Annotated in this window: 13 protein-coding genes and 2 pseudogenes; 9 read left to right on the top strand and 6 right to left on the bottom strand. The window is 72.2% G+C overall.

The window, feature by feature from the left end; genetic code table 11:
* The first annotated feature begins 269 nt into the window (after positions 1-269).
* Entirely contained in the window at positions 270-1,820 is a 1,551-nt protein-coding gene (locus tag GV126_RS03920; RefSeq protein ID WP_159662700.1) for a pectate lyase family protein, read from the top strand.
* A 416-nt stretch (positions 1,821-2,236) separates the two neighbouring features.
* Here GV126_RS03920 and GV126_RS03915 read toward each other — a convergent pair whose 3' ends face one another.
* On the bottom strand, positions 2,237-2,665 hold the full coding sequence (locus GV126_RS03915) for a YunG family protein (protein WP_159662698.1): 429 nt from the start codon (positions 2,663-2,665) through the stop codon (positions 2,237-2,239).
* A 171-nt stretch (positions 2,666-2,836) separates the two neighbouring features.
* On the bottom strand, positions 2,837-3,109 hold the full coding sequence (locus tag GV126_RS35645; RefSeq protein WP_185947682.1) for a dihydrofolate reductase family protein: 273 nt from the start codon (positions 3,107-3,109) through the stop codon (positions 2,837-2,839).
* 143 nt (positions 3,110-3,252) lie between these two features.
* On the opposite strand from GV126_RS35645, the gene GV126_RS03905 reads away from it, so the two are divergent.
* Positions 3,253-3,483 carry a hypothetical protein gene (locus GV126_RS03905; RefSeq protein ID WP_236569869.1) on the top strand — a complete coding sequence of 77 codons (231 nt, stop codon included), beginning with the start codon at positions 3,253-3,255 and terminating at the stop codon, positions 3,481-3,483.
* A gap of 166 nt (positions 3,484-3,649) precedes the next feature.
* Here the strand turns inward: GV126_RS03905 and GV126_RS03900 are convergent, their stop codons facing one another.
* The gene (locus tag GV126_RS03900) at positions 3,650-3,976 is read right to left on the bottom strand and encodes a hypothetical protein (protein WP_159662696.1); all 327 of its coding nucleotides are present in this window, start codon (positions 3,974-3,976) and stop codon (positions 3,650-3,652) included.
* Positions 3,977-4,032: 56 nt separating this feature from the next.
* Positions 4,033-5,328 (bottom strand): MFS transporter, encoded by a 1,296-nt coding sequence (locus GV126_RS03895; protein WP_438947826.1) that lies wholly within the window; start codon positions 5,326-5,328, stop codon positions 4,033-4,035.
* Between the two features lie 152 nt (positions 5,329-5,480).
* Between GV126_RS03895 and GV126_RS03890 the strand changes: the two genes are divergently transcribed.
* Together GV126_RS03890 and GV126_RS03885 are read left to right on the top strand one after the other, a co-directional pair.
* Positions 5,481-6,398, top strand: coding sequence for a LysR family transcriptional regulator (locus tag GV126_RS03890; protein ID WP_159662694.1), 918 nt, complete (start codon positions 5,481-5,483; stop codon positions 6,396-6,398).
* A gap of 324 nt (positions 6,399-6,722) precedes the next feature.
* Positions 6,723-6,947, top strand: coding sequence for a helix-turn-helix domain-containing protein (locus GV126_RS03885; RefSeq protein ID WP_159662692.1), 225 nt, complete (start codon positions 6,723-6,725; stop codon positions 6,945-6,947).
* Positions 6,948-7,071: 124 nt separating this feature from the next.
* Here the strand turns inward: GV126_RS03885 and GV126_RS03880 are convergent, their stop codons facing one another.
* The gene (locus GV126_RS03880; protein ID WP_159662690.1) at positions 7,072-7,992 is read right to left on the bottom strand and encodes an MBL fold metallo-hydrolase; all 921 of its coding nucleotides are present in this window, start codon (positions 7,990-7,992) and stop codon (positions 7,072-7,074) included.
* Between the two features lie 209 nt (positions 7,993-8,201).
* Between GV126_RS03880 and GV126_RS03875 the strand changes: the two genes are divergently transcribed.
* The 3 genes from GV126_RS03875 (at position 8,202) to GV126_RS03865 (ending at position 10,508) form a co-directional block, all read left to right on the top strand.
* Positions 8,202-8,411 (top strand): hypothetical protein, encoded by a 210-nt coding sequence (locus tag GV126_RS03875; protein WP_159662688.1) that lies wholly within the window; start codon positions 8,202-8,204, stop codon positions 8,409-8,411.
* On the top strand, positions 8,398-9,795 hold the full coding sequence (locus GV126_RS03870; RefSeq protein WP_159662686.1) for an amidase: 1,398 nt from the start codon (positions 8,398-8,400) through the stop codon (positions 9,793-9,795). Before GV126_RS03875 ends, GV126_RS03870 begins: the two co-directional genes overlap by 14 nt.
* 149 nt (positions 9,796-9,944) lie before the next feature.
* Positions 9,945-10,508 (top strand): TetR/AcrR family transcriptional regulator, encoded by a 564-nt coding sequence (locus GV126_RS03865; protein ID WP_159662684.1) that lies wholly within the window; start codon positions 9,945-9,947, stop codon positions 10,506-10,508.
* Between the two features lie 11 nt (positions 10,509-10,519).
* Here GV126_RS03865 and GV126_RS03860 read toward each other — a convergent pair.
* Positions 10,520-11,680 (bottom strand): annotated as a pseudogene (locus GV126_RS03860) (FAD-dependent monooxygenase); the annotation flags it as partial.
* Between GV126_RS03860 and GV126_RS03855 the strand changes: the two are divergent.
* Together GV126_RS03855 and GV126_RS03850 are read left to right on the top strand one after the other, a co-directional pair.
* A pseudogene (locus tag GV126_RS03855) lies at positions 11,598-12,370 on the top strand (M81 family metallopeptidase). The pseudogenes GV126_RS03860 and GV126_RS03855 overlap by 83 nt on opposite strands.
* A 135-nt stretch (positions 12,371-12,505) precedes the next feature.
* The gene (locus tag GV126_RS03850; RefSeq protein ID WP_328707325.1) at positions 12,506-13,057 is read left to right on the top strand and encodes a hemerythrin domain-containing protein; all 552 of its coding nucleotides are present in this window, start codon (positions 12,506-12,508) and stop codon (positions 13,055-13,057) included.
* Positions 13,058-13,151: the final 94 nt, after the last annotated feature.

The following is a 13,151-nucleotide window of genomic DNA, read 5'->3' as shown; positions in this document are numbered from 1 at the left end:
AAGGCCCCGTTCATGTGAATGAAGCGGAAGCACCAACTCCATAACTGCACAGAACCTTGTCGCCTCTCCCGCGTCACCCTAACCTCCCTGTCGGAAAGCGCTTTCACGCCCGAGGGAGCCGCGCAGACGGGCATCCGCTCATCGACATCGACTCCCGCAAGGGTTGACGTACGTTCCGCCGTACCGTTCATCACTTCGATGGACATTCAGCCTTGTGAACAAGGTGAACGGATCGGCACCGCGTTCGACGACGAAAGGACAGGGCGAGGATGAGACGACCAAGAGCCACGCGAGTCCACGCGGCGCTGGCCACGATGGCCCTCGCGGCCGCCGCCGCGACCGGCGTGGCGCTGTCGGGGCCCGAGGCATCGGCGGCGACCGACGACGCCGGCGGCTACGCCACCCAGAACGGCGGCACCACCGGCGGGACGGGCGGACAGACGGTCCGGGCCACCACGGGAACGCAGATCCACCAGGCCCTGTGCAACCGGGCCGACAGCAGCACCCCCCTCGTCATCGAGGTCGAGGGGACCATCGATCACGGCAACACCAGCAAGGTCTCGGGCGACAGCTGCGACACCGCCGACGACAGGATCGAGTTGAAGGGCGTCAGCAACGTCACGCTCATCGGGGTGGGCAGCGGGGCCGTGTTCGACCAACTGGGCATCCACGTCCGCGACTCCAGCAACATCATCATCCGGAACGTGACGGTCCGGAACGTCAAGAAGTCGGGCTCACCCACCTCCAACGGCGGCGACGCCATCGGCATGGAGACCGATGTCCACAACGTCTGGGTCGACCACGTCACTCTGGAAGCCTCGGGCGGCGAGGACGAGGGCTACGACAGCCTCTTCGACCTGAAGGACAACACCCGGTACGTGACGCTGTCCTACAGCATCCTGCGCAACTCCGGCCGGGGCGGCCTCGTCGGGCACAGCGACACCGACGTCTCCAGCAGCTTCGTCACCTACCACCACAACCTGTACGAGAACATCGACTCCCGCGCGCCCCTGCTGCGCGGCGGCACGGCCCACACCTACGACAACTACTTCGTGAGCCTGAACAAGTCCGGCATCAACTCCCGGGTCGGGGCGCACGTCAAGGTGGAGAACAACTACTTCAAGGACTCCAAGGACGTCCTCGGCACCTTCTACACCGACAAACTCGGTTACTGGCAGGTCAGCGGCAACATCTACGACAACGTGACCTGGTCCGCCGAGGGCACGGAGAACCATCCCGCGGGCCCGGACCCCACGTCCAACACCACGGTCAGCATCCCGTACTCCTACCGTCTCGACCCGGCCGCCTGCGTGCCGGATGTCGTCACCGCCACGGCGGGCGCGAACAAGGGTCTGCGGGTGTCGGACGGCAGTTGCTCCCCGCAGACTCCCGGGCCGACACCCACACCGACGCCGTCGGGCCCCGCGCCGACCTCCCCCACGCCGACCCCGCCCAGCGGGGCGAACCTCAGTATCGGGGCGGGTTCCGACGGCTCCAGCAAGGCATCCGGCACGAGCTACGGCAACGTGCGGGACGGTGACCTGGGCACCTACTGGTCGCCGGCCGGCCCGACCGGCTCCATCTCGATCAAGTGGGGCTCCCCCACCTCGGTGTCGCGCATCGACATCCGCGAGACCGCCGGCACCGTGGGAACCATCACGTCCTGGCGGGTCGTGAACGGGGACACCGGGGTCGTCCTGGCCTCCGGCAGCGGCGCGGGCGCGGTCACCTTCCCGCAGACCTCGCTGCGCAAGATCACCTACGAGATCACCGGTGCGTCCGGCACCCCGCAGGTCGCCGAGTTCGAGACCTACGCCTGACGGTGATGTCACTCCCCGCTGTCCGGGACGCCGGCTCCCGGCCGCCCCGGACAGCCGCGTGCCACGCCCGACGCCACGTCTCCGGCCGGCGTCGGCGGCTTCCCCGCCGGCCGGCGGACCGGCTCGACCCGTCCGGGCCGTCACAGGCACCAGTACGGCCACCCGCCAGGACCTGGCGCTCCTCCGGACCCGGGCCCCCGAGTGCGGCTGGCGGCCGCACCTCATCGCCTGCTCCCGCAGGTTGGCCAAGGGCAGGGGCAGCCCGGAACACGGCACGACTACGAACTCACCGTCGTCACCCCGGGAAGGGCGGAGGGGCTCGCCGGCGGCGGGGGCCTCGTGCCGGCCTGATCCCGGGCGAGGGCCTTGACCGACCCCGCCCCGGGCGGCCACCACCGCCTGCGAACCGGACAGGTTCAGTCCGGCTGACGAGGCCCGGGGGCAGAGGCCGTCACCTGCCGCCGTTCGAGCTTGTCCAGGACACGGTCACGGAGAAGTTCGTACTCCTCTCTGAGCCTGCGCCATTCGGTCACCGGCGGGCGGGGGATCACGATGCCTCCGACGACGGTCTCTTCCGGGCCGAACTGCTCACGGGTGAGGTCGATCTCGACGCCCATGCCGAGGCGGTTCCACCAGTGGTAGTCCACACGCTTCCCCTCGACGTGGACCTCCCCTCGGATCAGTTCGCCTCCCAGCAGGTCATTGAGCACCATGGCGGTCACTCCGCACTGGTCCCGGGCCGGGTTGTCCTCGCTCCAGCGCGATCGGAACTCCGGCGTGCACGTCTCGGCACTCCAACTGCTGCGAACGGCTCGTTCGATGTCGGTGAGAATCAACGGTGTCATGCCGGTGATCCTGCCAGCAGGCACTGACAACGGCCTGACGTCGGCATCGTCCCCCTGAACGTCCGAGGCCCCGGCCGCCGCGGGAGGCCCGCGCCGGGCACTTGCTCGTGTCGCCGGTGCGGGGACCGCCCGGCCCGATCGCCGGTACGGGACGGCCCGGCCACCCGGGCGTCAGCTGGTGGCTCGTGTATAGGTGAGGATCAACGCGCTGCTCTTGAGAACCGTGTGGTCGGTGAGCGTCCAGGTGCGCGGGTCGAAGGCCGCCTTGCGGGAGAACAGAGGGATCCCGTCGCCGATGGTCAGCGGGGCGACCTTGATCCGAGTCCTTTCGTCGGCCCGCTGTCGCGCGGTGCGGCTCGGGGCTGCCGGATGGCGTGCCGCAAGGAGAAGCCGCTCGGCGATCATCATGGCACCGAAACGGCCCGGCCGCGCCGAGTCTGACATCGCCTGACCCGGTGCGATCGGGGCATCGTGTGGCAGCTCACTGGTGGTCAGGCATGGCTCTGTCGTGATGTTCTCGGGGGCCGTGGGCCGCGGACAGCACCCCGCCGAACCCACGTCATCGCGGGGGGCCGGGGGACGCATCGATGCCGCGGCAGAAGAGAGGGGGCCGGACCCCCTTCGCTGTGGCGCGGCTGGTGACCGCCCTGGTGACGGAACTGGGCTGCCGCGAGCCCGCCGTACTCGCCGAGCAGCTCGTGACCCTCGCGGACGGGGCCGCCAGCCGCGCCATGGCGCTGGGCGACGCGGACTACGGCCGACACGCACGGGCGGCCGCAGAGATCCTCCTGGACAACGCTCTGCCCGGCACGCGTTGACGAGGACGACATCCCCGAGAAACCCGAGAAGGACGACGCCCCCCAAGGAGGCGGGACAGCGGTCCGCGGAAAACGGGACAGTGGTCCACGCGCCACACGGTCCGCCCGGTGCCCGGGAGACGTTCCTCAGCAGGGGCGGCCGGTGACCGCTCCCCGCACACCCCGGTCACCGCGCGGCGGCGGCGCGTGGCACGAGGCGGCGACGTGAGGCGCCGGGGACACGCAGGGGTGCCGCCAACACGACGACGGCCGGCGGTGGTTGCGGCAGGCAGCCGGCGAGGTGGGCGCTGCGCCGCTGCCATTCCGCCACGACGATCTCCACCGCGGCGACCGACAACGTGCTGCTGCCGAGGGTTCGGGACACGCTCTCCAGCCAGGCCAGGTGGTCGGCCTGCGCGGCCGGGAACTCCGTCCCGCGCAGGGCTTGGTGCACGCGCAGGAGTGTCACGTCGCTCTTGATCCATCGCCGCAGCCGGCGCTGGTCGGTGAACACCTGCCCCCTTGGGTCCGGCCCACGGTGTCCCTCCGGGCGCGGGGGCCTTCCGCGCTTCATCGGTCCCCGACCGACGAGCGCGCCGTCGGCGGCACTGAAACAGCCGCTGCCCTGCGTGCCCTGACGATGTCCGCCGCCCATACCAGGCACAGCAGGACCGCCAGGGTGGCACCCAGGGTGCACACCCCCTGCCATCCGGCACGGGCGTGGACCAGTCCGGCCAGTGCCGAACCGGCCGCGCCGCCGACGAAGTAGCACGTCATGTAGGCCGAGGTGATCCGTCCGCGTGCCTCGGGCCGCAGGGAGTAGATCAGGGACTGGTTGGTGATGTGCACGCCCTGGTGGGCGAGGTCCAGCACCACGATCCCGATGAGCAGAGCCGTCAGATGGTGGGCTCCCAGGGCCACCGGCCACCACGAGCCGAGCAGGAGCAGCGCGCCGACCGCCGTGGTCAGCGTGGTACGGCCGCGGTCGGCCAGCCGCCCCGCCGCCTGGGCCGCGATCGCACCCGCCGCACCGGCCAGTCCGAGAAGGCCGATCTCGCCGTCCGACCAGCCGTATCCGGGGCCGGACAGCAGGAACGCCAGGGATGTCCACAGCACGCTGAAGCAGGCGAAGGCCAGCATGCCGAGCACCGACCGGACGCGCAGCACCGGCTCCTGGATCAGCAACGCGGCGGTGGAGCGCAGCAGCCGCCCGTAGGACAGACCGGCGTTGGCCCGGTAGCGCGGCAGCACCCGGTGCAGCACCGCGGTCAGGACCAGCATGGCCGCCGCCGCGACCCAGTACACGGTGCGCCACCCGCCGACGGCGGCGAGCGCCCCGGAGGCGGTGCGGGCCAGCAGCATGCCCAGCACCAGACCGCTCATCACCGTGCCCACCGTCCGGCCGCGCCGGTGGGGGGCGGCCAGGCCCGCGGCGAAGGGCACGAGGATCTGCGCCGTCACCGCCAGCAGGCCGGTCAGCGCGGTCCCGGCGAGGAGCAGCGCGGCGTTCGGCGCGCTCGCCGACAGCGCGAGCGAGCACGCCGTGGCCAGGGTGAGGCCGCACACCAGGCGGCGCCGTTCCAGCAGGTCGCCCAGGGGCAGCAGCAGGACGAGTCCCAGCACGTATCCCACTTGGGCGGCCGTCACCACGAGCGCCGCCGACGCGGACGACAGATGCAGGTCGCGGGCGATGGTGTCCAACAGCGGCTGGGCGTAGTAGTTGCCGGCCACGCACAGCCCGACGGCCACGGACATCACCAGGATCGTGCGGGAGCCTGGACCGCCGCCGGTGTCGGTGGCGGGCTGCGCACCGGTGGCGGCGACGCCCGCCTCGGAGGGCGGGGGCAAAGACGCGGAGGACACCACGAGGAACTCCCTTGTGGAGAAGGACGCGGCCGCGGGCGGTGGCGCGGCCCCGGCGGAGCGGATCGGCTCCGGCGCGTCTCATGCTGTCCGTCGTCGTCGGATGAGTCCAACAGATGGTTGTCATCCCAGCGATCTCGGATCACGATGCACGGATGGAACTCCGCCAGCTCGCCTACGTCGTCGCCGTCGCCGAGACCGGCAGCTTCACCCGTGCCGCACACCGCTGCTTCGTCGTCCAGTCCGCCCTGAGCCACCAGATCGCGCGGCTGGAGGAGGAGTTGGGCACCCGCCTGTTCGAGCGCAACAGCCGGCGGGTGCGGATCACCGCAGCCGGTGAGGCGTTCCTCGGGCCGGCTCGGGAGGCCCTGGCCGCCGCGGAACGGGCGCGGGATGAAGTGGCCGCACACGGTGGCGAGGTGCGGGGCACCCTGCACATCGGGACCATCGCCCCGCTGAGCGCGGTGGACCTGCCGGACCTGCTCGCCGCCTACCGGGAACGGCACCCGGCGGTGCGCGTCACCTTGCGCACCCGGCTGGTCCGCGACCTCGTCCAGCAGGTCGGTGACCACACCTGTGATGTCGCGTTCGTCGACACCGACCCGCGGGAGGTCCCGCGCCACCTGACCGTGTGGCGTCTGGCCGAGGAGCAGTTGGTCGCCATCGTGCCGCCTGCCCACCGGCTGGCCGGGGCCGCGCAGGTCGACGTGGTCCGGCTGGCCGAGGAGGACATGGTCGACATGCCGCCGGGCTCCGGCATCCGTCGGCACAATGACGCGGCGTTCTCCGCGGCCGGGGTCGCGCGGACCGTCGCCTTCGAGGCGGACGCCATGCCGCTGCTGGAACACCTCGTGGCCCGCGGCCTCGGGACCGCGCTGGTTTCCGCGGCGACCGCGGCCCACATGCCACAGGTGTGCGCCGTGCCGGTGTCCGGCGTGCCGCCCCGCGTGATCCAGGCCGTGTGGAGCTCCTCGGGGGCCTCGCCCGCGGCCCGCGCCCTCGTCCGGCTCCTGCGCGAACGGTCGCCCGGGTCCGACCTCGACGAGCCCAGGGGCGCGCGGGCGGTGAGCTGACCGCATGCAGCGCCGCGCCTGGCAGCCCTGTCCCGGCGCCCGATTCGAGGCGCCCTAGCCGAGAGAGCCGGTCCGGGACGTCCGATCCGAGAGAGCCGGTCCGGGACGTCCGATCCGAGAGAGCCGGTCCGGGACGTCCGGTCCGGGAGGTCCGATCCGAGAGACCGATCCGAGGGACTGATCCGAGGGACTGATCCGAGACGTCCGATGCAGGGCGTCCGATCCGGGGCAGGTGCCTGATTCTGTTGTGTGACCCTTCCGCCCAGGCGGGGTATCCGACGATCACATGCGAGATGTCGATCAGGAAGGAGGCCGGGACCAGTGGTGAGCAAGGGCAAGCAGATCACCGGTGCGGCACGCGAGGAACTCGCGCGGACGATGAGGGAGCAGTACGAGCGCGGCATGTCCATTCGCTCCATCGCCGAGACCCATGGACGCTCCTACGGCTTCGTCCACAGGGTGCTGACCGAGACGGACACTCCTCTGCGCGCCCGGGGCGGGAACCACCTGCACAAGCAGCTCCAAGACGCCGGGCGCGCACGAGGCTGACCACGCCCTGTCCTGCTGGGCGCCGAACGGTCCCGCAGGCCCCCGCGGGACAGGGCCGTGCTGAGGACTCAGGACGCCGGGGACGGCGACTCGGCGGGAACGCCGACCGGGGGGCGTCGGCGGGTCAGCGTGTGCCGGCGGCGGGGACGGGTGAGAGGCGGAAGGCATCCCCATGGGTGACGACGCGGCCGGCGGTGGGCGGCGCGAAGTGGGTGCCCAGGAGGAGCGTGTCCGTGTCGGCGAGCGAGCCGAGCAGTTCCCGGCGCGTGGCTTCGGACCGTTCGGGGTCGATGTCGACGCAGGCGCAGAGGGCGGGGTGGGCGAGCTGGACGGGGTGGTGGATGCAGTCACCGGTGATCAGGGCCGTCTCGCCGCGGCTGGTCAGTTCGACGGCCACGTGGCCGGGGGTGTGTCCTGGGGTGGGGACCAGGCGTAGGCCCGGGGCGATCTTCGCGCCGCCGGCGGGGACTTCGACGAGGTCGAGCAGCCCTGCCTCCTCGACCGGGAGCACGGAGTCGCGGAACATCTGCCGGCGCGGCTCGTCCATGGCGTACCCGGCCCAGAACTCCCGCTCGGCGCGGGAGGGGAGGTAGCGGGCGCCGGGGAAGGTGGGGGCCCACTCGCCGCCGGTCCGGCGGGTGTTCCAGCCGACGTGGTCGGCGTGCAGGTGGGTGAGGATCACCAGGTCGACCGAGTCCGGGGGGAATCCGGCGGCGGCCAGCCGCCGCAGGTAGTCGGTGTCGAGGTCGTGCCAGGCGGGGTTGGCCCGCTCCTTGCCGTTGCCGATGCCGGTGTCGACCAGGATGCGCTGCCCTGCGAGCGTGAACGCGAAGCTGTGGCTGTGGATGCGCAGGATGCCCTCGTCGTCGGCGAAGTGGGGGCGCAGCCAGTCCTGCCCGGCGACGACCTCCGAGGTGGCCTCGGGCAGCAGCCACGGTCCGGTGGCGGGGGGCAGAAGCATCTCGTCGATGCGGGGGACGGTGACGGCGCCCACGGTCCAGGGGGGGGGGGCGGTCGGGTCGAGGGCTGGTGGCCGCGTGTTCATGATCGGTCCTTTTCCGGTGTGTCGTTGTCCCGCCACGTGTCTCGTGACGGCGGGCCTGGGGTTCGGGGCCCCTCGAGGGCTAAACGCAATGCGTTTGCTTTAAGGCACAGTAGGCTCTAGAGTCCACTAACGCAAACTCTTAGCTTTTGTCGCCATTGGTGTGTGCCGCCGCTCGCGCCACAGCTCCAGCCCCGAGGAAGAGAAGTTCCATGTCCTGCCCCAAACTCACCGCGCCCGAAGCGGCCCGCTGGGCCGCCCGCGCCGGGCTGCCGCTGCCGCCCGACCGCCACGGCGCGGTCGCAGCCGTCGCCCATCACATCCACACCGTCGTCGCGGTCCTGCGGGAGCTGGACTTCGGGGACGCCCCGCTCGCCCCCGCCTACCGCGCCGACCAGGAGATGCCCGATGCAGCCGTATGAACTGTCCCTGACCCGGGCGGCCGACGCGATACGCAACCGGCAGCTGTCCCCCGTCGAGCTGGTGGACTCCGTCCTGCAGCGCGTCGAACAGGTCGAGCCGCGCCTGCACGCCTACGTCACCGTCACCGCCGAGCACGCCCGCCGGGCCGCGCGGGAAGCCGAGAAGGACATCGCGGCCGGCCGCCACCGCGGCCCGCTGCACGGCATACCGATGGGCCTCAAGGACCTGATCGACGTCGCCGACATGGCGACGTCGGCCGGCTCCCGGGTCAGGGCCGGCCACCGCGCGCAGGCCGACAGCACGGTTGCCGCACGCCTTACCGCGGCCGGAGCCGTACTGATCGGCAAGACCCACACCCATGAGTTCGCGTACGGGCTGATCACCCCGCAGACCCGCAACGCCTGGGACGCCGACCGGGTCGCCGGCGGCTCCAGCGGCGGATCCGCCGTCGCGGTCGCCGCGGGCACGGCCACCTTCGCCCTCGGCACCGACACCGGCGGTTCGATCCGGGTGCCCGCCGCGCTCAACGGCGTCGTCGGCCTCAAGCCGACCTACGGCCTCGTACCCCGGCACGGCGTGACGTCCCTGTCCTGGTCACTGGACCACGTCGGCCCCCTCACCCGCACCGTCGAGGACGCCGCCCTGGTCCTGTCCGCCCTGGCCGGACACGACCCGCGCGACCCGGCCTCCCTGACCGCACCGGCCACGGACTACCGGCCGGGAGCGGACGCCGACCTGACGGGCCTGCGGGTGGGCGTGCCGCGCAGCTACTACTTCGACCACGTCGAGCCCGAGGTCGAAGCCGCCGTCCGGAGGGCCGTGGACCGGCTCGCGGGCCTCGGCGCGCGTCTCGTGGACGTCGAGATCCCCATGACCCGCTACATCCAGGCCACCCAGTGGGGTCTGATGGTGCCCGAGGCCACCACCTACCACGAAGGCACCCTGCGCACCGTCCCCGACCTCTACCAGGCCGACGTCCGCGTCCTCCTCGAAGCCGGTGCCCTGATGCCCGCCGGGGACTACCTGCGCGCCCAGCGCTCCCGCACTCTCATGCGCCAGGAATGGGCACGCGTCTTCCAAGAGGTCGACCTGATCGCCGCACCCACCGTCCCGGTGACCGCGGTGAGGGCCGGCCAGGAGACGATCACCTGGGCCGACGGCACCGTCGAGGCCGTCTCCGACGCCTACGTACGCCTGTCGGCTCCCGCCAACATCACCGGGATTCCGTCCCTGTCGATCCCCGTCGGCCACGACACGGCGGGCCTGCCGATCGGCATGCAGCTTCTGGGACGCCCGCTCGGCGAGGACGTGCTCCTGCGGGCCGGTCACGCCTACCAGCAGACGCACCCCGCACCCGCGCGCACGCTCACACCCACAGCCTGAGGACGGCGGCGGTACGGCCGGGTGGCCCGAACCCGCCGCCGGGGTGAGGCCGCCCCGGCTCTCGCACGCTCGGCACCCGAGCCGTCGGCCGTACGGGGCGGCCACGCCCGACCCCGCCAGACGCAATGATTTCGCTTTAAGATGGCGGGATGAGCAGGCAGATGGTGCGCCCCGGCGGCCGCAGCGCGCGGGTCCAGGCAGCCGTGCACGCCGCCGTGCGCGATCTCGCGTCGGAGGTGGGCCGCGACGCCCTGACGGTACCGCTGGTCGCCCAGCGCGCGGGCGTGACACCGTCGACGATCTACCGCCGCTGGGGGGACCTGCAGGAGCTGCTGTCGGACGTCGCCGTCGAGCGCCTGCGGCCCGACACCGCCCCGCAGGACCACGGGTCCCTCGGCGCGGACCTGACGGCCTGGGCCGAGCAGTTCCTCGACGAGATGGCCTCCCCCACCGGCCGTGCCTACATCCGGGACGCCCTGCTCGGCGACCCCGACGGCAGCAACGCCGGTCAGTGCTCCGCCTACGCCGCCGACCAGATCGACGTCATCCTCACCCGCGCGGCCGAACGCGGCGAGGACGCCCCCGACGTCGAGACCGTCGTCGACGCCGTCGTCGCCCCGCTGATGTACCGCATCCTCTTCCGCCCCGACGGACTCGACACCGCCCACGCGCGCCGCCTGGTCGCGGGAGTCCTCGGCACGACCGGTCCCTGAACCGTGGCGGGTCAGCGCGTCTTCGACAGGTGGGCGGCCAGGGCGGGCTGCAGGGTTTCGCGGCAGGCGGCAATGTCGTCGGCGGCCCAGCAGACGTAGCCGTCGGGGCGGAAGAGCAGGGCGGCGGCGCCCACCTCCTCGGTGCACGTCGCACGGACCAGGTCGACGCGTTCGGGCAGTCGCAGGCCGGACGGCACGACTCCGCCCAGATCGAGCAGGACGGCGTGCCCCGCGCCGAAGAGCGCCGACAGCCGGGTGGGCCCTGACGCGGTGGCCAGGTCGAGGTCCGGCACTCGTCCTCCGGCGAGCGGATGCCCGCCGGAGGCCGGGTAGCGCAGCGACAGGCCGGACAGCAGTCCGGCGAGGTGGCGGTTGGCGTCGGGCAGGCGCAGCAGGTCGGTGAAGATGTCGCGCAGGGCGGCCACGTCCTCGCTGGGGTCCGGAAGGGCCAGGACCCGTTGGGCCGAGGTGTGGTGCAGCACCTGGGCCGCGACAGGGTGCCGTTCGGCGTGGTAGCTGTCCAGGAGGCCGTCGGGTGCCCGGTCCTGGAGGGTCGCGGCCAGTTTCCAGCCGAGGTTGAAGGCGTCCTGGACGCCGAGGTTCAGGCCCTGCCCGCCCAGCGGCGGATGGATGTGCGCGGCGTCGCCCGCGAACAGGACGCGGCCGACTCGGTACTGCTCCAGCTGGCGCGTGGCGTCGCCGAACCGCGAGGAGTTGTCCACCGCGCCGAGCACGGTCCGCGCGCCGTACACCGCGTGCAGCGCGGCCGTGATCTCCTCGGGCGTGACGGGGGTGTCCCGGGGGATGTCCGCCTGGTCCGCGCGACCGAAGGTGAACCGGTACCGGTCGTCGCCGAGGGGCACCAGCATGGCCCAGTAGCCGCCGCCCTGACGGGTCAGGGTGCTCATGTGCCCCATCCGCCGCGGCACCAGCGGCGACACGGCGGACAGGCGGATGTCGGCCAGCACCGCCTGATGGGTGCCCGGCCTGCCCGGGAAGGGCAGTCCGAGCAGTTTGCGCACCGTGCTGTGGCCGCCGTCGCACGCCACCAGGTGGCGCGCTCGCACCCGCAGACCGTCCGCGGTCACCGTGACGCCGTGGGCGTCCGGCTCGACTCCCGAGACGGCGGCGCCGCGCACGATCCGCGCGGTGGCAGGCACGCCGGTGCGTTCCGCGCCCGCCTTCCACCCGCTGCGCGGCGACGACGCTCTGACGCGCTATCCGTTCCTGGCTCCGGGACAGCCGCTGCGGGACGCCGCCGAGTGGCGCGGCGCGCTCGTCGGCAAGGCGCTGCCCGGCGGCACCGTGACCGCGGCGGCCTTCGCCGAACTCGTCGACGACCTGGTGGCGCGGCTCGCCGCGATGCCGCACGTGGACGGGCTCTGGTACGACATCCACGGCGCGATGGCGGTCGAGGGCATGGACGACGCCGAGGCCGTGCTGCTGGCCCGTATCCGCGAGGTCCTCGGACCCGACGTCGTCGTGTCGACCTCCATGGACCTGCACGGCAACGTCTCACGCGAACTGGCACACCTGAGCGACCTCATCACCTGCTACCGGATGGCCCCGCACGAGGACTACCTGGACACAAGGAGCGCGCCGTCCGCAACCTGCTGGACCTGCTGCGCACCGGTGCGCCGCGGCCGGTCAAGGCGTGGGTGCCGGTGCCGGTGCTGCTGGCCGGCGAGCAGACCTCCACCCGTATCGAACCCGCGAAGAGCGTCTACGCGGCGGTCGAGGAGGTCGAGGCGGCGCCCGGGGTGACGGACGCGGCGATCTGGGCGCGCCCGCGCGGCGCGGCGGCGCGTGGGTGCCGCTGGGCGCGGCGGGTTCCTCCGCCACGGCCGACACCCACTACGTGACGGATCCGGACCTCGTGGCGGCGGCGCGCGCGGCGACCGGCCGCGGCCGGTCAGGTCACCCGCCGACCAACGACGTACTGCCCGGGCGGGCTTGAGGTTCCGTCGCGCCGTGTGGTGGGATGACGGCAGCATCGCGTGCTGGTGGCGGGTTGCGTCAGGCATGGAGGTGCGGAATCGAAAGGGCCGCCACTCGTGGCTTCCCGTGACGGCGACCGTGCGGTCGCCCTCAGTCAGCAGCTCGCGCAGGCTCATCAAGAACTGCGCCGTCGGATCCATCGGATCAGAACCGATCTCGGTCGGCGCCGATCGAGCGACGATGTACTTCTCACCCACTGTCTGGCGTTCTGCGCCGCGTTGTCCGCGCACCACGAGGGGGAGGACGACGGAATGTTCTCCCAACTGCTGCGTGAACGCCCGGACCTCGCCCCGACGGTCGCGAAACTCGTCGAGGACCACGGTCTGATGGCCTCGATCCTGTCCCGGGTGAGCGAACTCGCCGACAGGGCCGCTCGATCGCGGGGCCCCGATCTCGAAGCGATCGGGCGGGAACTCGACGGCCTGGCCGCGATCATGGAGTCACACTTCGGCTACGAGGAGCGGACGATCAGCGAGGCGCTCGACGAGCGCACACCTGACACCGACTGGCCCGACATGGTGTTCGGGTTCGACGGAGCACGACGCTCCTGATCAGTCGTGCTCTCGACCGCTTGTCAACTCGGTCACGCGGCGACCTTGCCACGGCAACCCCGCGCCGGCCGGCGGGTTTCGCTCTCAGCCGGTC

This window comes from Streptomyces mexicanus, assembly GCF_902506575.1.
GTDB lineage: Bacteria > Actinomycetota > Actinomycetes > Streptomycetales > Streptomycetaceae > Streptomyces > Streptomyces mexicanus.
Note: the sequence above shows the minus strand (reverse complement) of the source record. Positions and strands in the feature narration are given on the sequence as shown.

Coding starts and splice junctions, on each gene's coding strand:
- GV126_RS03880 (WP_159662690.1), bottom strand. CDS start 7,992: ATGAACACGCGGCCACCAGCCCTCGACCCGACCGCCCCCCCCCCCTGG.
- GV126_RS35645 (WP_185947682.1), bottom strand. CDS start 3,109: ATGTCAGACTCGGCGCGGCCGGGCCGTTTCGGTGCCATGATGATCGCC.
- GV126_RS03920 (WP_159662700.1), top strand. CDS start 270: ATGAGACGACCAAGAGCCACGCGAGTCCACGCGGCGCTGGCCACGATG.
- GV126_RS03890 (WP_159662694.1), top strand. CDS start 5,481: ATGGAACTCCGCCAGCTCGCCTACGTCGTCGCCGTCGCCGAGACCGGC.
- GV126_RS03905 (WP_236569869.1), top strand. CDS start 3,253: ATGCCGCGGCAGAAGAGAGGGGGCCGGACCCCCTTCGCTGTGGCGCGG.
- GV126_RS03870 (WP_159662686.1), top strand. CDS start 8,398: ATGCAGCCGTATGAACTGTCCCTGACCCGGGCGGCCGACGCGATACGC.
- GV126_RS03915 (WP_159662698.1), bottom strand. CDS start 2,665: ATGACACCGTTGATTCTCACCGACATCGAACGAGCCGTTCGCAGCAGT.
- GV126_RS03865 (WP_159662684.1), top strand. CDS start 9,945: ATGAGCAGGCAGATGGTGCGCCCCGGCGGCCGCAGCGCGCGGGTCCAG.
- GV126_RS03875 (WP_159662688.1), top strand. CDS start 8,202: ATGTCCTGCCCCAAACTCACCGCGCCCGAAGCGGCCCGCTGGGCCGCC.